The organism is Bacillus sp. Leaf49 (assembly GCF_001426125.1).
Taxonomy (GTDB): Bacteria; Bacillota; Bacilli; order Bacillales; family Bacillaceae; genus Bacillus; species Bacillus altitudinis.
In genome coordinates, this window is the sequence record NZ_LMRK01000005.1 from 22,152 (window position 1) to 43,258 (window position 21,107).

19 protein-coding genes, 7 tRNA genes and 3 pseudogenes are annotated in these 21,107 nt (G+C 39.2%); 7 read left to right on the forward strand and 22 right to left on the reverse strand.

Features of this window, described 5'->3' with window-relative positions:
- Positions 1-483: 483 nt before the first annotated feature.
- From ASG46_RS04680 to ASG46_RS04700, 5 genes are all read right to left on the reverse strand, one after another.
- Entirely contained in the window at positions 484-1,245 is a 762-nt protein-coding gene (locus tag ASG46_RS04680) for an SDR family NAD(P)-dependent oxidoreductase (RefSeq protein ID WP_041507603.1), read from the reverse strand.
- A 111-nt stretch (positions 1,246-1,356) separates the two neighbouring features.
- Positions 1,357-1,734, reverse strand: a complete 378-nt coding sequence (locus tag ASG46_RS04685) for an MmcQ/YjbR family DNA-binding protein (protein WP_048001239.1) — start codon at positions 1,732-1,734, stop codon at positions 1,357-1,359.
- Positions 1,735-1,883: 149 nt separating this feature from the next.
- Positions 1,884-2,777, reverse strand: coding sequence for an alpha/beta hydrolase (locus ASG46_RS04690; RefSeq protein ID WP_025206804.1), 894 nt, complete (start codon positions 2,775-2,777; stop codon positions 1,884-1,886).
- A gap of 189 nt (positions 2,778-2,966) precedes the next feature.
- The gene (locus ASG46_RS04695) at positions 2,967-4,406 is read right to left on the reverse strand and encodes a DHA2 family efflux MFS transporter permease subunit (protein ID WP_056703442.1); all 1,440 of its coding nucleotides are present in this window, start codon (positions 4,404-4,406) and stop codon (positions 2,967-2,969) included.
- A gap of 79 nt (positions 4,407-4,485) precedes the next feature.
- Positions 4,486-5,058, reverse strand: coding sequence for a TetR/AcrR family transcriptional regulator (locus tag ASG46_RS04700; protein ID WP_024425406.1), 573 nt, complete (start codon positions 5,056-5,058; stop codon positions 4,486-4,488).
- A gap of 196 nt (positions 5,059-5,254) precedes the next feature.
- Here ASG46_RS04700 and ASG46_RS04705 point away from each other — a divergent pair, with 196 nt between their 5' ends.
- Positions 5,255-5,971 (forward strand): alpha/beta fold hydrolase, encoded by a 717-nt coding sequence (locus ASG46_RS04705; protein ID WP_235183623.1) that lies wholly within the window; start codon positions 5,255-5,257, stop codon positions 5,969-5,971.
- 78 nt (positions 5,972-6,049) lie between these two features.
- Here the strand turns inward: ASG46_RS04705 and ASG46_RS04710 are convergent, their stop codons facing one another.
- On the reverse strand, positions 6,050-8,566 hold the full coding sequence (locus tag ASG46_RS04710) for a helix-turn-helix domain-containing protein (RefSeq protein WP_175580542.1): 2,517 nt from the start codon (positions 8,564-8,566) through the stop codon (positions 6,050-6,052).
- Positions 8,567-8,689: 123 nt separating this feature from the next.
- On the opposite strand from ASG46_RS04710, the gene ASG46_RS04715 reads away from it, so the two are divergent.
- The 3 genes from ASG46_RS04715 to bglS all read left to right on the forward strand — a co-directional run bounded on the left by ASG46_RS04715 (position 8,690) and on the right by bglS (position 10,676).
- Positions 8,690-9,073 (forward strand): tautomerase family protein, encoded by a 384-nt coding sequence (locus tag ASG46_RS04715; RefSeq protein WP_008346751.1) that lies wholly within the window; start codon positions 8,690-8,692, stop codon positions 9,071-9,073.
- A 27-nt stretch (positions 9,074-9,100) separates the two neighbouring features.
- Complete coding sequence (locus ASG46_RS04720; protein WP_056703446.1) at positions 9,101-9,736, forward strand: NAD(P)H-dependent oxidoreductase; 636 nt, start codon at positions 9,101-9,103, stop codon at positions 9,734-9,736.
- 211 nt (positions 9,737-9,947) lie between these two features.
- Entirely contained in the window at positions 9,948-10,676 is a 729-nt protein-coding gene (bglS, locus tag ASG46_RS04725) for a beta-glucanase (protein WP_008346755.1), read from the forward strand.
- A gap of 43 nt (positions 10,677-10,719) precedes the next feature.
- On the opposite strand, the gene ASG46_RS04730 is transcribed toward bglS, so the two are convergent.
- Positions 10,720-11,121 carry a MerR family transcriptional regulator gene (locus tag ASG46_RS04730; RefSeq protein ID WP_056703449.1) on the reverse strand — a complete coding sequence of 134 codons (402 nt, stop codon included), beginning with the start codon at positions 11,119-11,121 and terminating at the stop codon, positions 10,720-10,722.
- A 195-nt stretch (positions 11,122-11,316) separates the two neighbouring features.
- Between ASG46_RS04730 and ASG46_RS04735 the strand changes: the two genes are divergently transcribed.
- Complete coding sequence (locus tag ASG46_RS04735) at positions 11,317-12,366, forward strand: NAD(P)-dependent alcohol dehydrogenase (RefSeq protein WP_008346759.1); 1,050 nt, start codon at positions 11,317-11,319, stop codon at positions 12,364-12,366.
- Between the two features lie 122 nt (positions 12,367-12,488).
- Here the strand turns inward: ASG46_RS04735 and ASG46_RS04740 are convergent, their stop codons facing one another.
- The 4 genes from ASG46_RS04740 to ASG46_RS04755 all read right to left on the reverse strand — a co-directional run bounded on the left by ASG46_RS04740 (position 12,489) and on the right by ASG46_RS04755 (position 15,795).
- Positions 12,489-12,872, reverse strand: a complete 384-nt coding sequence (locus ASG46_RS04740; RefSeq protein WP_008346761.1) for a hypothetical protein — start codon at positions 12,870-12,872, stop codon at positions 12,489-12,491.
- 34 nt (positions 12,873-12,906) lie between these two features.
- The gene (locus ASG46_RS04745) at positions 12,907-14,511 is read right to left on the reverse strand and encodes a PPC domain-containing protein (RefSeq protein ID WP_008346763.1); all 1,605 of its coding nucleotides are present in this window, start codon (positions 14,509-14,511) and stop codon (positions 12,907-12,909) included.
- A 344-nt stretch (positions 14,512-14,855) separates the two neighbouring features.
- Complete coding sequence (gene cspC, locus ASG46_RS04750) at positions 14,856-15,059, reverse strand: cold shock protein CspC (RefSeq protein WP_008346765.1); 204 nt, start codon at positions 15,057-15,059, stop codon at positions 14,856-14,858.
- 223 nt (positions 15,060-15,282) lie between these two features.
- Entirely contained in the window at positions 15,283-15,795 is a 513-nt protein-coding gene (locus ASG46_RS04755) for a GrpB family protein (RefSeq protein ID WP_008346767.1), read from the reverse strand.
- Positions 15,796-16,009: 214 nt separating this feature from the next.
- Here ASG46_RS04755 and ASG46_RS04760 point away from each other — a divergent pair, with 214 nt between their 5' ends.
- Positions 16,010-16,573: a GNAT family N-acetyltransferase gene (locus tag ASG46_RS04760; RefSeq protein ID WP_008346769.1), complete on the forward strand. Its 564-nt coding sequence runs from the start codon at positions 16,010-16,012 to the stop codon at positions 16,571-16,573.
- Positions 16,574-16,760: 187 nt separating this feature from the next.
- Here the strand turns inward: ASG46_RS04760 and ASG46_RS21250 are convergent.
- From ASG46_RS21250 to ASG46_RS21520, 3 genes and pseudogenes are all read right to left on the reverse strand, one after another.
- Positions 16,761-16,838, reverse strand: a pseudogene (locus ASG46_RS21250) (hypothetical protein); the annotation flags it as partial.
- 254 nt (positions 16,839-17,092) lie between these two features.
- Positions 17,093-17,638: an HAD-IIIA family hydrolase gene (locus ASG46_RS04770; RefSeq protein ID WP_008346879.1), complete on the reverse strand. Its 546-nt coding sequence runs from the start codon at positions 17,636-17,638 to the stop codon at positions 17,093-17,095.
- A 149-nt stretch (positions 17,639-17,787) separates the two neighbouring features.
- A pseudogene (locus ASG46_RS21520) lies at positions 17,788-17,927 on the reverse strand (hypothetical protein); the annotation flags it as partial.
- Positions 17,928-18,047: 120 nt separating this feature from the next.
- Here ASG46_RS21520 and ASG46_RS21525 point away from each other — a divergent pair.
- Positions 18,048-18,222: pseudogene (locus ASG46_RS21525) on the forward strand (tyrosine-type recombinase/integrase); the annotation flags it as partial.
- 112 nt (positions 18,223-18,334) lie between these two features.
- Here ASG46_RS21525 and ASG46_RS04775 read toward each other — a convergent pair.
- From ASG46_RS04775 to ASG46_RS04810, 8 genes are all read right to left on the reverse strand, one after another.
- Positions 18,335-18,418: transfer RNA gene (locus ASG46_RS04775), tRNA-Leu, on the reverse strand.
- Positions 18,419-18,466: 48 nt separating this feature from the next.
- A tRNA-Leu gene (locus ASG46_RS04780) sits at positions 18,467-18,549 on the reverse strand.
- A gap of 7 nt (positions 18,550-18,556) precedes the next feature.
- Positions 18,557-18,632 (reverse strand) — tRNA-Lys (locus ASG46_RS04785).
- Between the two features lie 31 nt (positions 18,633-18,663).
- Positions 18,664-18,738, reverse strand: a tRNA-Gln gene (locus tag ASG46_RS04790).
- 20 nt (positions 18,739-18,758) lie between these two features.
- Positions 18,759-18,830: transfer RNA gene (locus ASG46_RS04795), tRNA-Glu, on the reverse strand.
- 9 nt (positions 18,831-18,839) lie between these two features.
- Positions 18,840-18,930: transfer RNA gene (locus tag ASG46_RS04800), tRNA-Ser, on the reverse strand.
- A 4-nt stretch (positions 18,931-18,934) separates the two neighbouring features.
- Positions 18,935-19,009 (reverse strand) — tRNA-Asn (locus ASG46_RS04805).
- 223 nt (positions 19,010-19,232) lie between these two features.
- Positions 19,233-21,080 (reverse strand): sigma-54-dependent Fis family transcriptional regulator, encoded by a 1,848-nt coding sequence (locus ASG46_RS04810; RefSeq protein WP_025206802.1) that lies wholly within the window; start codon positions 21,078-21,080, stop codon positions 19,233-19,235.
- Between the last annotated feature and the right edge of the window lie 27 nt (positions 21,081-21,107).

Sequence of the window (21,107 nt, forward strand, 5' to 3'; positions counted from 1 at the left end):
GTTCCGTTCAACCATTTTACAAAATCCTACTCACACTATTCTTCAGTTCCATTTTACTCAGCTTGTTCGTATGTTTATATCCACCGATTCAGGGCGAGCCTGCGTTTATGATGCTTTACACTCCTATCTTTTTTGTTTATTATTTCATCTTTGCGGTACCTTTACAGTTGTTGTTTTCTTTACAGCCCAAGGCTTTTCATCCTCTTTATTTAGCGGCTTACTTACTGATAGCAATGATTGTCATGCTTTTTGTTATGGATGGAATTGAGAGCTCAACATCCCTTCCGATCATAATTGTCAGCAGTCTCATCTACTGGACCTGCGATTCTTTCATTCATCAAAGAATGCATAAAAAAACACCTAATGTGTAGGTGTTTTTATCTATTCTAGTATGTGTTGACAGTGCTCCACATTATCCAAGACCTCTTTCGGCTCGGTGACCTGCTGATCGCTAAGAGAATCTATCTCATTGATTGGAACTTTTTATTTCATGCTTGTGCCAGCGTGTGAAAAGATGGGGTCCTTCAATTCAAAATCAAATGTCTTCCCATCAACGATACCAACTGTTTTTGAACTGTCGTAAAGCTCAAGCAAGCACGCTGCCATTTCTTTTGATGTGTGATATTTCTTAATAGTGCCTTCATATTCGAATTGATCGACATCTAATGAACGCTTTGCAAATTCTGATTCTGTCGCAGCAGGCGCTAATACTTTTGCCTGTAATTTGGCTCCTTTTTCTTTCAATTCTAGGGCCAGCCCTTCTGTAAAGGCGCTCACATAAAATTTCGTGGCTGAATAAGTGACAGCATTGCCGACGACGGTATAACCCGCTCTTGAAGAGATATTGATTAGCTGCGTCCCCTCTTTTTGCTCATAATCACGGACAAACAGAGTGGATAAAATTGTTAACGCTTCAATATTGAGATGAAGCATGTCCCCAATTTTTTTCACATCCTGCTCTCCTATTGAACCAAAATGGCCAAACCCAGCATTATTAATGAACGTATCCAGCTCATCACCAGCTAATGACTCATAGAAAGAATACACTTGCTCTCTGTCTGTTAAATCAACAGACTGGACTTTCACTTGAATATCGGGATATGTTTCTAGAATCTTTTCTTTCAGTTCTTGGAGTTTATCAAGCCGGCGTGCAGCTAAGATCAGATTTTTTCCTCTTGCTGCAAAGGCCAAAGCCGTTTCATATCCAATACCTGAACTTGCCCCTGTAATGACTGTATAGCCCATTGTATATCCCCCTATTCGTATCTTCTAGCTGTTTAAAGTATAGCGAGAGCATGTGACTCTAGTCAATTTTGAAGAGATTCAAAGAGACATGAACAACTGAACGTTCAGCATTTAATCGGTTTCTTTTGAATTATGTTGGAGGATAGCCTGCTGAGCTTTTTTTGTTAATTTGTGAAAAACCAGTTGATAGGAATGTTCAATTAGCTCTTCGACAAATGAAGATGGAATATCTGCATCAAGATAAATAGAATTCCAATGCGTCTTATTCATGTAATAGCCGGGAATAATTCCTTCATGCATTTCTCTTAATTCTTCAGCACGTTGCGGATCACATTTTAAAGTGATAACTGGCTTGCGATCGACGTCTCCCCCCATCATGGCGAACATCTTTCCACCTATATGATAACGATCTGCCTGCCACTCAGGTTGATAGTCGTGGGTTGCTCCTTGTAAAGAAAGACAAAATGCCTGTAGTGTCTCTTTTTTCATTCTATTAGCTCCTTTTTAGATGTCTTCTATCTTACTATTATATCGACTACTGCGATTGTTGTATCTACACTTCTTTTCAAGACGTCAGCAAGAACACAAAAAAAGCACAGAAAAAAAGTCTGTGCTTTTTACTGATATCCGAATATTTCTTATTCAAACGCCTTCTTAAGCTGATCGCTCATCAGATGCCAAGCCTCTTCAGCTATCTCTAAGTCTCCGGCATGAGTGAACGCATGAGGGACTCCTTTAAATTGTTTGTATGTGACATCTACCCCTGCTTCTTTTAACTTGTCCGCATAATGCTCAGCTTCTTCAGCTAGTGAATCTTTCTCAGCTGTGATAACAAGAGCTGGGGGCATTTGTGCTAACACTTCTCTCTCTGCAAAGACTGGAGAAACGAGCGGATTGTGCGGATCTTGACCTTGCAGGTAGAAGGCATTAAACAGTCTCGCCATTTCCACTGGAATTGCTTCTTCAAACGCTGGCTTTTGTGCTGGATCAGTAGCCAAATCAAGCGGCGGATAATCAAGCACTTGATAGACAATCGGAAGTTTGTTCCCTTTTTGGATATCAAGCAAACAAACCGCTGTTGCCAAATTCCCACCTGCACTATGTCCGCCAATGGCTAATCGATTTGGGTCTATTTGTAGTTCTTCAGGATGTTCATATAACCATTTCATCACATCGTAGCATTCATGAAGAGCGGCCGGGAAAGGGTGCTCCGGTGCCAGCTGATACTCCACATTGACGACGATACACTCCGCACGATCTGCTATGACCGGACACCAATGATTATCCATTTCAGCACTTCCAAGGATAAAACCGCCCCCATGCAAATTCACGAAAACAGGAAGGGGTTGTTTCAATGTTTTCACAGGTTTAAATACCCACACCTTTGTTTCACCAGCACCCGTTGGGATATCATATTCCATTTTGTTCACTTCAGGAGGGTGGACTGGCTTTAGTTCTGATTGGCCAGCTAATGAATCTTCAGCTGGTTGACGTAATGACTCAGCCATTTTGATTTGTTCGTCTAAGTTCATGATCTCAGCTCCTATCTTATTCTTTTATCTCTATCCATTCGTTACGAATTTCGCCTTTTCCTTCAATGTCGTCAGAGAGTCGTTGCTTTTTATCTATCTCCCCATTTTCAGCTCCTTTGAAACAAACATTCCCCCTATGAATAAATAAAAAAAGCACTGCGGCGCTAAGTCCTCAGTGCTTTTCATATATTATGATACTTGTTGTTCTACTTTCACTCGTTTAATAAAGAAAGCAATCACCAAGCCAATCACTGTCATAATGACAGCAAAGATAAAGGCATGCTGGACGCCATTTGTAAAGGCGAGCAGCTGATTGACTGGATTTGCGGGATCAGCCACATTTTCCATAAAGCTGCGAGCTCCTGATGAAAGGATCGAGATACCAACTGCAGTCCCAATCGCTCCTGATACTTGCTGCAATGTATTCATAATCGCTGTACCGTGCGGATATAGCTCTGGCGGCAGCTGATTCAATCCATTTGTTTGGGCAGGCATCATGATCATCGCAATTCCTATCATTAATGCAATATGAAGGGTTACAATGAATCCAATCGACGTATTCACACTTAGATTCGTAAAGCCAAACATCGTCGCTGCGACAATGACAAGACCTGGAATGACAAGCCATTTTGGACCAAATTTATCAAATAGACCACCCATGATTGGAGATAACAGTCCGTTGATAATTCCACCTGGCAATAGCATTAAACCTGCTGTAAATGTAGAAAGCGCCAAGGACGTTTGCAGATACAATGGCAAAATCATCATAGCAGACAGCATCACCATCATACACACTAAAATCAGAAGTAACCCAATGACAAACATCGGATATTTAAACGGGCTTAAGTTCAGCATTGGTTCTTTCATGTTCAACTGTCTTAAGGAGAACACGAGAATCCCTATAACACCAACTACAATCGCAACGATGACATGCATACTGCTCCAGCCGCCGCCTTCTCCGGCACTGCTAAAGCCATACACAATTCCGCCGAAACCAATGGTTGAAAGAACAATCGATAAGATGTCGATTTTCGGTTTTGTTGGTTCTGTAATATTTTGCATAAAGATATAACCAAATACGAGTGCAGCAATTAATAAAGGAAGTGAAATCCAGAAAATCCAATGCCACGTCAACGATTTCAGAATAAGACCAGAGACGGTCGGGCCGACAGCTGGTGCAAACATGATCACAAGACCAATAATCCCCATTGATCTGCCTCGTTTATGAGGTGGAATGATGACCAAAATCGTATTAAACATCAATGGCAGAAGCAATGCTGTGCCGACTGCCTGCACGACACGTGCTACCATTAAAATACTAAAGACCGGCGCAACCGCCGCAATAAATGTTCCGATGATTGAAAAGACGAGCGATGTAATGAAAAGCTGTCTTGTCGTAAACCATTGAAGAATGAGTCCTGAAATCGGTACGAGAATACCAAGTGTTAATAAATATCCTGTTGTCAGCCACTGAGCAGTCGTCGCTTCAATTCCAAAGTCTAACGTTAAACTTCTCAGCGCCATGTTTAATGCCGTTTCACTGAACAGGCCAATAAATCCAGCAGTGATAAAAGAAATAATAATGGGCAGCGTTCGAATTTCAGAAGCTGCTGCTTTCTGTTTGTTCATATTAAGTTGGCTCCTTTTCTTTTTGAGTTTAGATGAACCTTAGGAAGTCAGGGTGGTCAGAAATGAGCCACTTTATTGTCTATTGAAAGACGGATAAAATCTGTTTTTCTGCAGCAAATTGAGCAATTTTTTCGATTGAATAGCCAGATTCATGTATATAAAACATGAGCTCAGGCGTCATTGGAGAGGACATACATAACGTTGTCAGTTCTATATCCTGTATGTTTGCTTCTCCCTTTTCTCTCGCTTCTTCAAGCAAATCACGAATGATTTGTCTAAGTGATTGACTGTAATGACTCTCATACACTTTACTTGTCTGCTCTAAATTCCCAGAGATTGTGAGCATCCGAATCCAGTCTAAATGGTGACCGACGATCAGATGAATTTCTTCGAGAACATAGCGCAAACGTTCACGAACCGGCTGATCACTTATTTTGCTCAAGTAAAGATGCAAAGCTGGAATCAGCTGTTCAAATCTCTCCCCAAGGATAGAAAGGCACAAATCACTTTTATTGGCGTAGCGGCGGTAAAGAGTACCCTGCCCAACACCAGCTGTTTTCGCAATTTTATGCATACTGACATTTTCTACACCAAATTCTTGAAACAAGGAGAAAGCGATCTCTTCAATTTCCTCCCCAATATCCTTTTCCACCATGTTCACCTTCTTTACCTTCATCCACATTGCACGTATCTCTATGTGTAAATCAAATTTCTTTGCTTCTCTTTAGGACAATTGTAACGGTATTATCTTACGGACAACTGTCCGCTTTGTCAATCATTCTTTTTTAATCGATATCATTTGACTGGATCTCTAAGTGTAACTATAATAGTTACATCAAACAATAGAGGTGATCTCATTGAATACATTCCTATTCGTTCATGGTGCATTTCAAGGTGGCTGGTGCTGGGACCAAATAACACCTGCTCTTCAACAAAAAGGTCATAAAGTAGTTGCTATTGATTTACCTGGCAGCGGCGAAGATGTTACGCCTCCACAGGACGTATCACTAAAAAGCTATGTAAAAAAAGTTGTTTCAGCAATTGAAAAAATAGACCAGCCTGTCATTTTAGTAGGACACAGTATGAGCGGAATGGTCATATCACAAGCAGCAGAGGAAATACCAGAGAAGATCAAAAAACTTGTATACGTCTGCGCCTTTGTCCCAGAGAATGGACAAGCCGTCAGTGATATTGCATCAGGTGGTCCTAAAGCAGCGTTGAACGAAAAGGATCAGACCCTTACATTAATAGAAGAATTCATTGCAGAGAATATGCTCAACGAAAGTTCGGAGGAAGATCTGCGATTGTTCAAAAGGAATATACGCCCACAGCCTGTTCAGCCTTTTGAAGATAAGGTCTCTCTAACAAATATACGCTTTGGACATGTGCCTAGCGTATATATTGAAACAACAAAAGACCGCTCCATTCCGATTGACTTGCAAAGACAGATGTATGCCACTAGATCTTTTGAACGTATTTATACCCTTGATGCTGATCATTTTCCTTTCTACTCGCGAAAGAAAGAGTTTGTGGAGTGCCTAGTTGACATTGCCCAGCCACAGTAAAACATGAAATAGCATACAAAAAAGGCCTTAGACAATGACCTTTTCAGATATTTGATGAAGGGCTAAATGATCTTTATTTTAGCCCTTTGTCTTATTCTCATATTCAACCAACCATGTGATGAGCTCCTCCTTATGAAGCTGTTCCCCATACCTTACTGCTTCTTCTATCAGATGGTGATCATGGTTCTGTCTGATAAGAATGAGTGCCTGTTGATAATCTTCAGTCACAGGCTGTTGAAATGAAGCTCTATTTATTTTTTGAAACACGCCAATCATGATACTTGCTTCGTGATAGCATTGTCTTGCCACTAATGAAAGAATGATTCCTATTAATCCACGAGTGAAAATCCACGCACCTTGATACATTAATCCCAGCATCAGGACCTTTTTAAAATACAAAATAGATTGTTTAGTATGACCTTGTTTCAAAGCTAGATAACCTAGGTTCTCATATGGTGCTGACAGCTCCCACTTATCGTTTACTTCTTCAAAGTACTCAATACTGCTCTTGAACAGTTTAGCTGCTTGCTCATCATTTCCTTGCTTCATTTGAATCAAACCATACGCATTATAAGAACTAGCTATATTCCATACATCCTTTGCCCTTGTAGCTACCTCTATGCTTTCTTTAATATAACGTTCGGCTGTCTCTAAGGAGTGAGTCTTTAAAGATATATAGGTCATTAAGCGCAGAGAAGATGAAATATAAGAAGACATTTTATATTTCCGGGCTATTTTTAAACTTTTAGATGCACTGATCAGTGACTGATGATCCTGCCCCAAAATAAAGAGCAGGACGCCTTGTCCATGATATACTTTTGCCAGCAATGAATCATGCCCATCACCTGCTGGCAGTACACTAAGAAAACGCTCAAACCAAAGGGCTCCTTCATCTGTGCTGCCTTCATGCACCCAAAACCAATACATCGCCCCAATTATACTCAAACCTATTCTCTTCTCTTGTTCATTAGTCTGTGCATAGCAGGATGTGAGGATATGAAGAACATGAGCATATTCATCTCTGATGGATGCTAGAATAATATCTCGGCTTGATGTTCTAAACTTCTTATCCATTTCAAGAACAAACTGTTGATAGTACGTCACATATTGAAAACGAATGACTTTTCTACATTCCTCACTTTCTAATGCATTGAACTGCTCTTGTGCATATTGTTTAATTCCTTCTAATAAAAAGTACCTCACTCGACGACCGTCAATTGACTGTTCAATCGAAAGCAATGACTTATTCACTAAGCTAGAAACCAAATGTAACACTTCGTCACTCTTTCCCTCTATTAGAGAAGATGATCCGCAAACCTCTTCAACGGCCTCTAAAGTAAAACTACCTACAAACACACTTATTTTTCTAAGTAATTTTTGCTCCTCTTGTGTCAGCAATTGATAACTCCATTCAATCGCAGCCTTTAAAGTCTGTTGACGCGGGGCTGCCGTTCGTTTTCCTTGTGTTAGGAAGGAGAGCAATTGATCTAACCTCTCTAGGATCTGTTCTAGTGTCAAAATATTCAGACGGGAAGCAGCTAATTCAATAGCTAATGGTATCCCGTCCAGCCTAGTACATATATCAGCGATGAGTTGTATATTGTGTTGAGAGATAACGAGATCAGGAACAATGGATTTCGCACGTTCAATAAAAAGACGAACCGCTTCAAATTCTAGTAGATGTTCCATCTGATAGCTTTCATCTTTCTTTGGTTTTGTTAATGGAGAAAGCCGATATACCCGCTCTCCCTGAATATTTAACGGCTCCTGGCTCGTTGCGATAATACTGATATTTGGTGCAGCAGACAGAAGCTGATCAATGAGTTCCGCACATTTTTGAATCAGGTGTTCACAATTATCAAAAATGAACAATAGTTTCTTATGCCCGATAAACTCGAGGATTGATTGTAATTCTGGCTGATTGGATCTTTCTTTTATTTCAAGCTGTGAATAAAGGAAATGTGTGAATAAAGCTGCATCTTGAAGTGAGGAGAGCTCCAATACATACATACCATCTTCATATAGATTTGACAGAGTTTGTGCTGTTTTCATCGCTAAAGATGTCTTGCCAATTCCTCCAGGACCTACAATCGTTACACATTGAGGCGTCGCTAGAAAACGATGTAGATCCTCTATTTCCTTGTTTCTGCCGATAAAGTGGTCCATTCTTTTTCCCATCACAGTTTGTAATGAAGCTGTATGTAAAGTCTCCGTTGGCGTGTCAATCAGGTTCAGATCACTTATCTCAGGCTGAGTGAGCAGATGATCAAACCAAACATCATCGAATGAAGGAAAGGAGCGGTTTGATAAAGAATTTGCCTCAAACGCTCGTTTTGCTGCTCCCCAAAGGTGTTGAGCTTCTTGTTTTTCTTGACCCTCTATAAACTTTTCTTCTATCAAAAAGGTATAAATGAGCTTTTTTAAGTTCGTTACACTTGGCATACGGTCACCGTTTTCCCATAACTGTACAGTTCTAGTATCTACACCGATCAACCTTGCTAAATCGATCTGCCTCATTTTTGTACTGGCATTACGGGCCGGTCTTGTCCTTAATTGTTTTATGAGTTGATCAATCCAAGCTTCATGGTTTGTCATTTTATCACCCAGATTCAATTTTCTTTTATTCAGACGAACAAACACGAACTAACCTACATTCTTAAAATTCCTCTCTAGCGGTAACATCATCATGTACCCATCAAACAAATAGGAGTGATGAATATGCCTTTAACCCGTGTATCTATGATCAAAGGTCGTTCCCTTGAGGCTAAAAACGAAATAAGAGACATAATTGGACAGGTCATTGTTGACCATCTAAAGGTTCCTAGTGATGATCGTTTTTTAATTATAGAGGAACTCGAGAAAGAAAACTTCAATTTTCATCCGACTTGTTTAGAAATTGAACGATCTGACGAATTGTTGATCGTACAAATATTTTTAAATATTGGCCGTCCAACAGAAATGAAAAAAGAATTTTATAAAGAATTAAGCAAACAATTGCACCAATCCGCCAACGTAAGAACAGAAGATCTATTTATCAATTTGATCGAAGTAACCCAGGATAACTGGTCTTATGGAGACGGAATTGCACAATTTGCTCTTTAAACTACATTTGAAAGGAAGAGAAACATTATGAGTACCCTTTTATATATTACCGCACACCCAAGCAGTCCTTCTGAATCATACAGCTTAACTGTTGGAGAAGCATTCATCAGCGCCTATCAAGAAGCACATCCAAAAGATCGAGTGGTTCGCCTTGATTTATATAAAACAGACATCCCGCAAATTGATCAAGATGTGATTGAATCTTGGGCAAAGCTGCAATCTGGACAATCATTTGACGAATTACAGCCAAATCATCAGAAAAAACTAGAGGCCCTTGCACATTTGCTTGATCAATTCTGTCAGGCCGATAAGTACGTGTTCGTCAATCCTATGTGGAATTTTTCACATCCACCTGTCATGAAAGCCTACATTGATGCCATTTGTATGCGTGGTAAAACCTTTCAATATACGGAACATGGACCTATTGGACTATTAAATAACAAAAAAGCAATTCACATTCAGGCATGCGGGGGCATCTATACGACCGGACCCCAGCAGGACAAGGAAATTGGCAGCAGACACTTACAAACCGTTTTAAACTTCATCGGTGTAACTTCCTTTGACAAGATCTTAGTAGAAGGCATGTCTTACACACCCCATTTAGCCGAAGAGATTAAAACAGCGGCAGTTGATCAAGCTAAAGAAAAAGCAAAAGTTTTTTAAAATAAAAAAGGCCAAAAACTCAACTATCCTTTATGAGTTTTTGGCCTTTTTCTGTTTATACCATTCTCTTTCATAACTTCTCATGAAAGAAGAGAAGAATCTATCAAAAAGTCTCTTTTAATATCATATATTAGACCGATTTTCCCTTTTGAAAGAATCATGTATGATCAATAAAGAAAGCGCTTCCATAAAAGGAGAGGAGAATGCGAATATGTACCGTATGAAACGAATGTTGATGCTGGTTGCCACTGGATTAGTCTTGAGTTTGTCCACTTTTACAGCGAGTGCCTCGGCACAAACGGGTGGATCGTTTTATGAACCTTTTAATAACTATAATACGGGGTTATGGCAAAAAGCCGATGGATACTCGAATGGAAACATGTTTAACTGTACGTGGCGTGCAAATAACGTGTCGATGACATCATCAGGTGAAATGCGTTTATCGCTCACAAGTCCTGCCTATAACAAGTTTGACTGCGGAGAAAACCGCTCCGTTCAAACGTACGGCTATGGGCTATATGAAGTCAACATGAAGCCCGCCAAAAATGTGGGGATCGTCTCTTCTTTCTTCACTTATACGGGACCGACTGATGGTACGCCTTGGGATGAGATTGACATTGAATTTCTAGGAAAAGATACGACAAAGGTACAGTTTAACTACTATACCAATGGTGTAGGAAATCATGAAAAGATCGTCAACCTTGGTTTCGATGCAGCGAACTCTTATCACACGTATGCATTTGACTGGCAGCCAAACTCTATCAAATGGTATGTCGATGGACAATTAAAACATACCGCCACCACTCAAATTCCTCAAACACCAGGGAAAATTATGATGAACCTGTGGAATGGTGCAGGTGTCGATGAATGGCTTGGCTCCTACAACGGTGTTACCCCGCTCCACGCACATTATAACTGGGTGCGTTACACAAAAAGATAACTCTATCAAAAAAACCTGTGACAAGTCACAGGTTTTTCTTCGTTTAATTAGAATGAGTTTTCAGCTGATGAGCGAGTTTTTTCTCATGATTGTGGATAATATCTTCATAACTTTCTATTTTGAAATCCAACCGTTTAATGGTCTCTTCGACTTCCTTTTGTTTTTGGACGAGTCTTTCTCGTTCATTGACCAAAATGTTTTTTCGCGAAGATAACGTATGATCATCATCCTCAAAAAATAAGGCTGTATATTCTCTAAGCGCATCAATCGAGAGCCCTGCATTTCTCATACACTTGATAAATTCAATCCATTGAAGATCATCCTCTGTATAATCACGAATCCCATGATCGTCACGTTTGATTTCCCTAATCAAACCAATATTTTCGTAATATCTAAGTGTCGCAGTGGATAAATCGAGCTGTTTTGCTGCTTGTGCTATTTTCATTGTACTCTCCTTCTTTCTCTTACCTTCCGATCTCCCTTTCCTCATCATCTCCATTTTGAAAAAGAAAGCAAGATGCTTTTGGCTCAATTCTTTTATTAAAAGCCTGAAGAGGGTTTTCTATTGACTTAGAGTTCACTTTAAGACGTACAGTATAGAAGAAAGAATCGAATCTTATTTTTGTAAGGATGATCAAGAATGTGTCAGACGCACCAATCAAACGTTTTAAGTGTATCACACGCCAAAGCAAACTTTGAACGGACGACCATTGAACGAAGAGCGCTTCGTCCACATGATATTTTAATTGATATTCAATTTAGCGGGATCTGTCATTCAGATATCCACAGCGCTTTTGATGAATGGGGCGGCGGCATTTTCCCGATGGTTCCAGGTCATGAGATTACTGGGGTCGTTGCAGCTGTAGGGGATGATGTGACGAAGTTTCAGATCGGAGACCGTGTAGGCGTTGGCTGCTTTGTGGATTCCTGCGGCACCTGTGAATATTGTCAAAATGGAGACGAGCAGTACTGCACAAAAGGAGTCGTCCAAACGTATAACAGCCGTGACTATGACGGGGAGCCGACTTATGGCGGCTACAGTCAAAAAATTGTCGTAACTGAACGATTTGTCGTCAGCATTCCTGATCAACTGCCTCTTGATGCCGCAAGCCCTCTTCTCTGTGCTGGCATTACAACTTATTCACCATTAAAGCACTGGAAGGCAGGTCCTGGTAAAAAGGTTGCTATCGTCGGAATGGGCGGACTCGGTCATGTCGCCATTCAATTCGCGAGCGCTCTAGGTGCTGAAGTGACGGTGTTGAGCCGCTCTTTGAATAAAAAAGAAGAAGCACTGTCATTTGGCGCAAAAGACTACTTTGCTACAAGTGATCCTGATACGTTTCAGACACTAGCCGGTCAGTACGACCTTATTCTCAATACGGTCTCTGCCAACATTAATGTGGATGCCTATTTGTCCTTACTCCGTGTAGATGGAACCTTGGTGAACGTCGGTGCACCGCCTAAGCCGGATCAATTCCACGTCTTTTCATTAATTTCCGGCCGCCGCAGCATTGCTGGTTCACTCGTTGGCGGCATCCAAGAAACACAAGAAATGCTCGATTTCGCAGCTGCTCACAACATCGCACCACAAATTGAAGTCATCAACGCTAATCAAGTTGATGAAGCGTATGAACGGGTGCTGAAAAGTGATGTGCGTTACCGGTTTGTGATTGATATTTCGACGTTATGATTGATATTCTTTGAAATGGCAGTATTTTATTACTTTATGACTGACCGAAGAGAATTCTATGATTTTTTATCAAACGTAAAAAAAGCCACTTCTCTATTGAGTCGTGGCTTTTTTATGGATCGCTATATGCTAACTCCTTTTTCTTTATGATGACCTCGCATAAATGTAACGACCATACTGGACAAGCTAACCAAAAAGCCTAAAATTGAAATCAAAATAGTCATTCCCCCGTTCGGAATAAAAAAGCCTATAGGGATTAAGACAAGGAATGAGAACACAATAAAACATTGATAGATTCCAGATATTACTCTAACCACAATATGATCAAAAAACGACATCACCAAAGGAGGAATAAATAAGAAAACCACCATCCCTACTGACAGCATAAATGGTAATGGGTCCTCTAACGAAATCGTATTCCTACCCGGTGAATCCTTTGCGGCGATGAACAATACTGCAATCGCCATGAGGAGCGTTGAAAAAATAAATAAGAATCGTTTTAGCATTTCAATATCTCCTTAAGTTGTCTTACATTGTCCACTAATAAACCTTTACCACTTTAGATTTGCTCTTATTTCCGGCAGCATCCTTTAAATAAACGGTTATCAATGCATTTTTCTTCTGTTTTTTTATTTTCACTTTAAATTGTCCATTTTTATTTAATTTTGCAGTTCCTAACTTCTTGTTTTTATGATAAACGTACACTGTAGCATATTTTTCACCTTTACCTGTTATAACCGTTGTATTTTTTGTGATTTTATTAACACTTGGTATAGCGGGAGGCGTTCTATCTAACACTTTTATTGTTTTACTGCCACTTCTCGCTCCATTAGAATCTACTAAATACACAGTGATTAAAGTTCCAGCTTTTTGTTTAGGAATTTTGATTGAATATTTCCCTTTTTTTGCATTTGTAGAGCCTAATTTTTTCTGACCAATATATGCGAAAACTTTGGCATTCGTTTCCGCATTACCTACGATATTTGTTGATTGATCAGTTACTGTGTTTATGCTTGGTGTTTTATCTGGATAAGATGCTTTTAAACGATATGTTTGACTGGATACACCATCCCAATGTCTAGGCTCAACAACAATATAGTATTTGCCCTTTTTTAGATTTAAATCAATAACTGGACTTGTCCCAAAGATATCAGGTAAATATTCCCTAGTGATTTCATTACCGTTCTTGTCGTATAAAGCGATAGAGGCTCCTTCTGTTATTTTATCTAGATTAATCTTCACTTTTCCATCTTTCACTGTTGAAAATTGATATACGTCTCTATCCAAATCCGATTCGTGCTTTGATTTGTAATATTGATTTGAGATGAGCGGACTTGCTGTTTCAAACGTGTCGTTTGGTTCGTAAGTATTTAAATCTCTTTTAAAAGAACCTGGATACGTCACTTTAAGTCGGTACTTAGCATTTGATATTCCTTCCCAATTAGAGGTGTATGGTTTTATTTTGACATAATAGGTTCCTTTTTTTATATTTTCGTGAATGACAATATTCTCTCCAGCATTCCACGTATAGTCAGATACAATTTCATTTTTGTTCTCATTATAGACAGTGACTTCTAATTCAGATGTTTCCTGATCTAAAGTAAGATATAACTCACCATCTTTGTTGGAAGTGAACTGATAAACATCCTTATCAATTTCACTATCAATCGTTGATTTATAATAGGTACCATTAGATACCTTCATGCTTGTTTCAAAAGTGTCGTTTGGTTCAAAGGTTGTTAAATTACGCTTAAAAGCACCTGGATATGTCGCCTTTAGTTGATATGTACCTTTAGTTACGCCTTCCCATTCACTGGGCATAACTTCAATATAATAATTCCCTTTTTTCAATTTATTATCGATAACCAGAGCTTCACCAGGAAATGAAGATTCATTAGAATCTATCTTATTCCCTTTCGAATCATATAGAGTAATACTAAAAGAGGCAGATGCCTTATCTAGCCTGATGTATACTTCTCCATCAGCATTCGTTGTAAAATTGTATCGGTTCATTGAACTTTTGGATTTCAATTCTCCATTTATGGAGACTCCAGATGACATGTTCACCTCTTCTGCACTTGCGAATAAAACAAAAGAAAAACTGAAGATAAATATAAAAACAAAAGATCCCAAAATACGTTTCAATATATTCACCACATTTCCAATTTTTATAGAAAGAACATAATGATTTTACCATATTCCACTCCGGAAAAATATTCATTTAATTGATTAATAAGTAAATTATGACTTCATTTCAATCTTTCTTAATAACAGAATGACTGAACAGTCCGCTTTATAAAGAAGATAAAAGAAATTAATTTATGGAAATTCCGCATATTGTCAATCCAGTATGTTATACTAAACTAACCTTTGAAGCATGAAATTTTTACGAATACCTTGTACCATCTCCCTACTTGTACGTTGAGTAGGGTTTTTTCATGCAAAAAAAACAGGCTCTCCGTAGAGAACCTGTTTTAAAAGAATGAAGATTAAGCAATTTTTTGAACGTTAGCAGCTTGAGCTCCACGAGAACCTTGCTCTACGTCAAATGATACTTTTTGACCTTCGTCTAAAGATTTGAATCCGTCGCCTTGGATAGCTGAGAAATGTACGAATACATCGTCGCCTTCTTCACGTTCGATAAATCCAAAACCTTTTTCTGCGTTAAACCATTTTACTGTACCTTGTTCCATGATTGTTGCCTCCTCGTGCGTTTACCACACAATGTATTATACTATCCTTGCCCAAAGTACCCTCAAGACGAAAAGTCAATCTTCATACTATCCTTTACGCCGAACAAAAATAATTACTTTTCATTATAGCATGAATCGGTAATAATTGCAATTTGTTGATTAGAAAGAAGAAACTCTTCTTTGCAGCGATTTTTCTTGTGCATAAAATCAATTTTTTCAGCACCTAAAGAGAACCTTTATCTAAAATCGACTTAACAAATTCTGTTTTTCCCTCTGCATATTTGTGTTTGTCATTTTTATTTACATTTGCTAGGTTAAGTTTAAGCTGTTGGTACTCACTTCTTGCTAGTTCGTTACTTCTCAGGTAATCCCTAAAATTTATTTGTTCGAGTAGATATCTATTGCCCGTTTGATACATATGGATTTGATGTGTACGTGGTTCTCCTTTACTGAAATAGTGTCTTTCAGGTAACACATTGATCCCTCTATAAGAATAACCCAGCCCTTGCAAAGCTGTTACGCACTGTTCTCCGTCAAGAAAATGATTGATTTCGATCGCTATATCAATAATGGGTTTCGCACTCAAACCATTTACTGCTGTACTTCCTATATGGTGGACATTCACTATGTACTGACCGATAACTTCTACTATTCGTTTCTTTTCCATATCAAATTCTTTGACCCATTCAGCAAACCAAGGAACTAAAAAAACTTCCCCTCTTGGTAATCCAAGCATTTACTCAACCCCACTTTATGATTTTGTTGTTCAGTTGGAAATTTTAAATAACTAAACAGAGAACAATCTCAAACAAAAATTCCACTTACTTAAGATGCACCTTCATATTCTAAAGAATCGATCAAGTATCTGCTACAATAAATTGACAACGAACAGTATGAACTAAATACTCTCCATACACGCTAAAATATAAAATTCCGAGAGGAGAAATGAAATGAACCCTTTATTGTTAGATATTCCTTTACAGTTAGAAACAGAAAGACTCATTCTTCGAGCACCACACCAAACAGGAGACGGGAAAATTGTAAACCAAGCAATAAAGGATTCCTTTTCTGAATTAAAAGCGTGGTTGCCATTCGCTCAAAAACTTCCTACTGCTGAAGAAACAGAGATCAATTTAAGAAATGCTCATATCAATTTTTTAAAGAGGGAAAGTTTCCGTTTTCTTATTTTTGATAAAAACAGCAATCACTTCATTGGGACAACTAGCCTTCAGAGGATTGACTGGACCATTCCTAAATGTGAGATTGGGTATTGGGTAAATACTAAATTTAGTGGGAATGGATATATGACAGAAGCAGTGGAGAAATTAGCTGACTTCGGATTAAACAATATCAAATTTAGAAGAATTGAAATAAGGTGTGAATCTACAAACCTTAAAAGTCGGGCTATCCCAGAAAAACTTGGCTTTGTATTTGAAGGCACTTTAAGAAATGATGATTTATCCGCAGATGGCAACAAGCTGACTGACACTTGTTTTTATTCCATCATAAGATAACCTTATGTAGCAATTAAAGTAATGGGTGCATTAGTGTAACAAGAAAAAACATAGCATATTAATTATATGCTATGTTTTTTAATTTTGGCCTTGATAAGTGGGTCTACTCCTCTAACTTTGTCCTTATTGCCTTTACTTCTTCATAATCTGGTGTTTTCATTAATAAACTCTGACAGAAAGTTTTCAGCAGCAGGCTCCCAACACAAGACCACAATGTAACTGCAATCAGCTTCGACCGGTCACGAGGTGCTTTTTGTTTTTCTTTTATGGAGCAATTCGATTCACTCTCCATTCATAGATTTCTAAGCAATTTCCCCCTGGTTAGCTTTCATGTTTCTTGTCATTTTTCATAGTTCGGTCTGTTTTAATTCCGTCACCATCACTTCTACTGGTTTACCTTAATTCCAACGACCTCAACACTCTGTTTATGAAAGGACTCGTAACCTTTTTATTTCAAAAAAAGATGCTACATGTTGAAACACCTTGTTTGTATTGACAGCTCTCATTAGCAGGGTAATATTACACTTGATTATTTAAACAAGAATTTTTATACAACCAGTTTATAGCATCATTAAGGTCATTGGCTATATAATCTATTTTAATCCCACTTAATTTATCAAAGTGTTCACGAAGTGAATATTCACCAGCCCCAGTTCTAACCAAAATTTTAATACTTCCTACTTTATCAGCTGCAACAATATCACTCCAACGGTCCCCAATTACGACGCAATTTTCGAGAGTTAAATCGTGTTTTTGTTGAGCTTCCATTAACATTCCTATGCCAGGCTTCCTACAAGAGCATCCATCATTATGACCGTGTGGACATATATATACTTCATCAAAACCAAAACCTTTCAATTCCTCTTTAAAATCTTCTACTTTAGCAAATCCACTTGATATACCAGGTTGATTTGTAAAAGAGAATATTTTCACATTATCTTTTTTTAGTTTATTGATTTGAATTGCTGTATAAGGAAAGAGTTCAAATTTTCCGGGATAATGAATAGTATCATCACCACCAATTGTTCCATCTCTATCTAAAAAAATTGCTTCTATCTGTTTCATGTTATACCTCCATTATCTAGCAACTGCTCCTACGTTAAGATTCATTTCAATTAGAAAATTTTGATGACATCAGTTTATCATAAATATTTATTATCAAAGTCCCCTAATACAATTAAAATCTTTTCCACTCTTCTTCTTTTCAATTTGTTTCATTCTTTCCAAGATAAAAAGGACGCTACACGAAGTAACACCCTTTTATCTTTTGCTTCTCAATATAAATTTTTAAGCTCGTCATTAGACCATCCAGCAAATAACTTGTCTTGTAAAATGTGTAACTATATTCAGCAAACTCTTGTGACAAAATAGACCACGATAGATATAAGAAAGAAATTGATGTCAACAAAGCCTCAACATTTATTAATGGAGAACATCATGTACTAATAGAGCCCAAAACAAAGAAAATAAGGCTAGGCTACATGATCTTAGGCTCTCTCATGTTGCTTTATTAATTTCAAGAAGAAGAATATTATACAATCAAAGAAAGAGGACATGCCTCTATTCGGACAACAATAGACGTATATGTTCACTTATTTCCTAACAAACAAAAGGCTATGGCTGAAGAAAAATTGGATGACATTATATAAAAATATCAACCTCAAACAAAAAAAGCCCACTTACTTAAGATCAGTGGACAGATTCATTTAGAAGTTATAAAAAATAAAAAAACCAAAGGTCTACCACCTTTGGTTTTTTAGATGCGGCCGAGAGGACTTGAACCTCCACGGGTTATTCACCCACTAGGCCCTCAACCTAGCGCGTCTGCCATTCCGCCACGACCGCGTGTATGATGTGCTCATATATTCATAAGTGCACTGTTTGAAAAAACAATGCGGGTGAAGGGACTTGAACCCCCACGTCATAAAGACACTAGATCCTAAGTCTAGCGCGTCTGCCAATTCCGCCACACCCGCGTGACAATGGTGAGCCATGAAGGACTCGAACCTTCGACCCTCTGATTAAAAGTCAGATGCTCTACCAACTGAGCTAATGGCTCATCTGCTATGCAGAAAAACATATATAAAAAATGGCTGGGCTAGCTGGATTCGAACCAACGCATGACGGAGTCAAAGTCCGTTGCCTTACCGCTTGGCTATAGCCCAACGAATCAAAAAACAAAACATGACCCGTACGGGATTCGAACCCGTGTTACCGCCGTGAAAGGGCGGTGTCTTAACCGCTTGACCAACGGGCCATACAATAATGGCGGAGAAGGAGGGATTTGAACCCTCGCGCCGCTTACGCGACCTACACCCTTAGCAGGGGCGCCTCTTCAGCCACTTGAGTACTTCTCCATTATGGCTCCGCAGGTAGGACTCGAACCTACGACCGATCGGTTAACAGCCGATAGCTCTACCACTGAGCTACTGCGGAATAATAAGACATGTTTCATTATATCTATGCCAGAAAAATGTGTCAAGAATTTTTAAGTGTTTCATTCCTGTCTCATTAGCGACGGCTTTTATAATTTAACATATACTAATATAACAGTCAAGCCTTTCTTCCTTCCTTTTTGTTTTCTGTTTAGACATGACAGAAAGACCCCGACCTCTAACTGAAAGACCAAGGTCTCCTTGCTGCTGCGCTCCCTATAGGTTCATGACAGCTTATACTTTCGCATCCACTTGTAAAAGGTGCTTCTTGGCACCCCTGCTGACCTCGCTGCTTCTGACACATGACCTTTTGTTTTGTGCAGTGCTTCTATCACTGTTTGCTTTTGAATGCGTTCCCTAAACGTGAGCTCTTTTGGAATCTCGGTACATTCTACTGGAGGCAGCTTCTGCTTTTTCTGATCCATCGTCTCTAATACCGCCGTATATTGCGATTCACCAATCCATCCTCCTTTAGGAAACAGAACCCTTATATGTTCAAACAGATTAAAAAGCTCTCGTATGTTTCCAGGCCAATGGTACGCTTCCAGCTTACGAAAAAAAGATTCAGGAAATGTCGCATTCCATTGGTGTTTCTTTTGGTAATAACGATATAAAGCAACAATGTCTTCTTTTCTTTCCCTAAGCGGCGGGATGTTGATTGGATAGACATGAAGACGGTAATACAAATCTTCTCGTATTTTACCTTCCCTCAGCAGTTCGTTCATATTCCGGTGTGTCGCTGTAATGATTCTAATATCCAAAGGGATTTCGTGTGTCCCGCCGAGCGGTACGACTTTCCTTTCTTCAATGACCCTAAGAAGCGCCACTTGCATCGCATAAGGGATTTCGCCAATTTCGTCTAAAAAGAGCGTTCCTTTATGCGCCTGTTCAAATTTCCCCTTTGCTCCATGACGTTTTGCCCCTGTAAAAGCCCCTTCAGCATAACCAAATAGTTCGCTTTCTAACAGGCTTTCAGGTATGGCTCCACAATTCACGGCAATAAACGGTCCTTTATGTCTTTCACTAGCTAAGTGAATCGCTCGAGCGGCCAGTTCTTTTCCTGTACCTGTTTCTCCCCAAATATAGACATTTGCATCTGTTTGTGCCGCTCGTTTCAATTCGCTGAGCGTCTGCTGAAATGTCGTACTTGTTCCAGATTCCCCGGGAAATTGAGCAAAAGAAACAGTTATATTGCTCTTCGCTGCTTCTTCAAGAGAAAAAGACATCCCAAGCAGCTTTCCGTCTTGTTCTGACTGAATGATCTGCTTGTCCCGTGTAACAAATGTATCGTCCATGAGCAGCTCAACATCCATTCCGTACCAGTCTGAAAATCGGTCTCTAATCGGCTTACTTGCCAAAACAATCTGCTTTTTCTCATTACAGACAACATACGGCTCGTCCGCTTCTACCTGCTGGAGACAATGACTGATCAGCTCCATCTCTTTCCTTTTTTGCTGGACCTGAATTTCTCTCTCTATGGCATATGCAACTGTTGAAGCTATTCCAAGCATAAAAGGATGATTTTGATCCGCCATACAGGAGATATCAATGACTCCTATGATCGTGCCGTCTGCATCACGAATAGGGGCCGCTGAACAGCTCCAATGGTGGGAAGCGACTGAAAAATGCTCAGTTCCGTTGATGGCTACGGCTTCCCCAATGACCAGTGCCGTTCCAATAGCATTCGTTCCCACATCGGCTTCGGTCCAGCGCGCGCCCTCCATAAAATTTATTTTTTTCGCTTCGACCAGCGTCCTTTGACTTCCTGTCAGACTTAGCACATAACCATCTGCATCGATAAGTAATGCCATCATGTCAGATTCTTTTAATTGCTGACTGATTTTATTTAAGTAAGGAAGAGCTGCATTTAGGAATAGTGAGTACTTCTTTTTTTGAACACTGAATAATTCCTTTTCTAACAACGACTGTCCTTTATCTAAATACGGATTCACATTTGCCTGTTTACATCTGTGCCATGACTCCATCACTCTCTTATCCAGACGAGACCTATCAAGCAAACCTTCATGAACAAAACGTTTCCAAGTATTTAAATAACAAGGCGTCGGATTCATTCCATCCTCTCCTCTGGGGGCTTTTTA

Coding starts and splice junctions, on each gene's coding strand:
- ASG46_RS04680 (WP_041507603.1), bottom strand. CDS start 1,245: ATGGGCTATACAGTCATTACAGGGGCAAGTTCAGGTATTGGATATGAA.
- ASG46_RS04685 (WP_048001239.1), bottom strand. CDS start 1,734: ATGAAAAAAGAGACACTACAGGCATTTTGTCTTTCTTTACAAGGAGCA.
- ASG46_RS04690 (WP_025206804.1), bottom strand. CDS start 2,777: ATGAACTTAGACGAACAAATCAAAATGGCTGAGTCATTACGTCAACCA.
- ASG46_RS04695 (WP_056703442.1), bottom strand. CDS start 4,406: ATGAACAAACAGAAAGCAGCAGCTTCTGAAATTCGAACGCTGCCCATT.
- ASG46_RS04710 (WP_175580542.1), bottom strand. CDS start 8,566: ATGACAAACCATGAAGCTTGGATTGATCAACTCATAAAACAATTAAGG.
- ASG46_RS04715 (WP_008346751.1), top strand. CDS start 8,690: ATGCCTTTAACCCGTGTATCTATGATCAAAGGTCGTTCCCTTGAGGCT.
- ASG46_RS04720 (WP_056703446.1), top strand. CDS start 9,101: ATGAGTACCCTTTTATATATTACCGCACACCCAAGCAGTCCTTCTGAA.
- bglS (WP_008346755.1), top strand. CDS start 9,948: ATGTACCGTATGAAACGAATGTTGATGCTGGTTGCCACTGGATTAGTC.
- ASG46_RS04730 (WP_056703449.1), bottom strand. CDS start 11,121: ATGAAAATAGCACAAGCAGCAAAACAGCTCGATTTATCCACTGCGACA.
- ASG46_RS04735 (WP_008346759.1), top strand. CDS start 11,317: ATGTGTCAGACGCACCAATCAAACGTTTTAAGTGTATCACACGCCAAA.
- ASG46_RS04740 (WP_008346761.1), bottom strand. CDS start 12,872: ATGCTAAAACGATTCTTATTTATTTTTTCAACGCTCCTCATGGCGATT.
- cspC (WP_008346765.1), bottom strand. CDS start 15,059: ATGGAACAAGGTACAGTAAAATGGTTTAACGCAGAAAAAGGTTTTGGA.
- ASG46_RS04755 (WP_008346767.1), bottom strand. CDS start 15,795: ATGCTTGGATTACCAAGAGGGGAAGTTTTTTTAGTTCCTTGGTTTGCT.
- ASG46_RS04760 (WP_008346769.1), top strand. CDS start 16,010: ATGAACCCTTTATTGTTAGATATTCCTTTACAGTTAGAAACAGAAAGA.
- ASG46_RS04770 (WP_008346879.1), bottom strand. CDS start 17,638: ATGAAACAGATAGAAGCAATTTTTTTAGATAGAGATGGAACAATTGGT.
- ASG46_RS04810 (WP_025206802.1), bottom strand. CDS start 21,080: ATGAATCCGACGCCTTGTTATTTAAATACTTGGAAACGTTTTGTTCAT.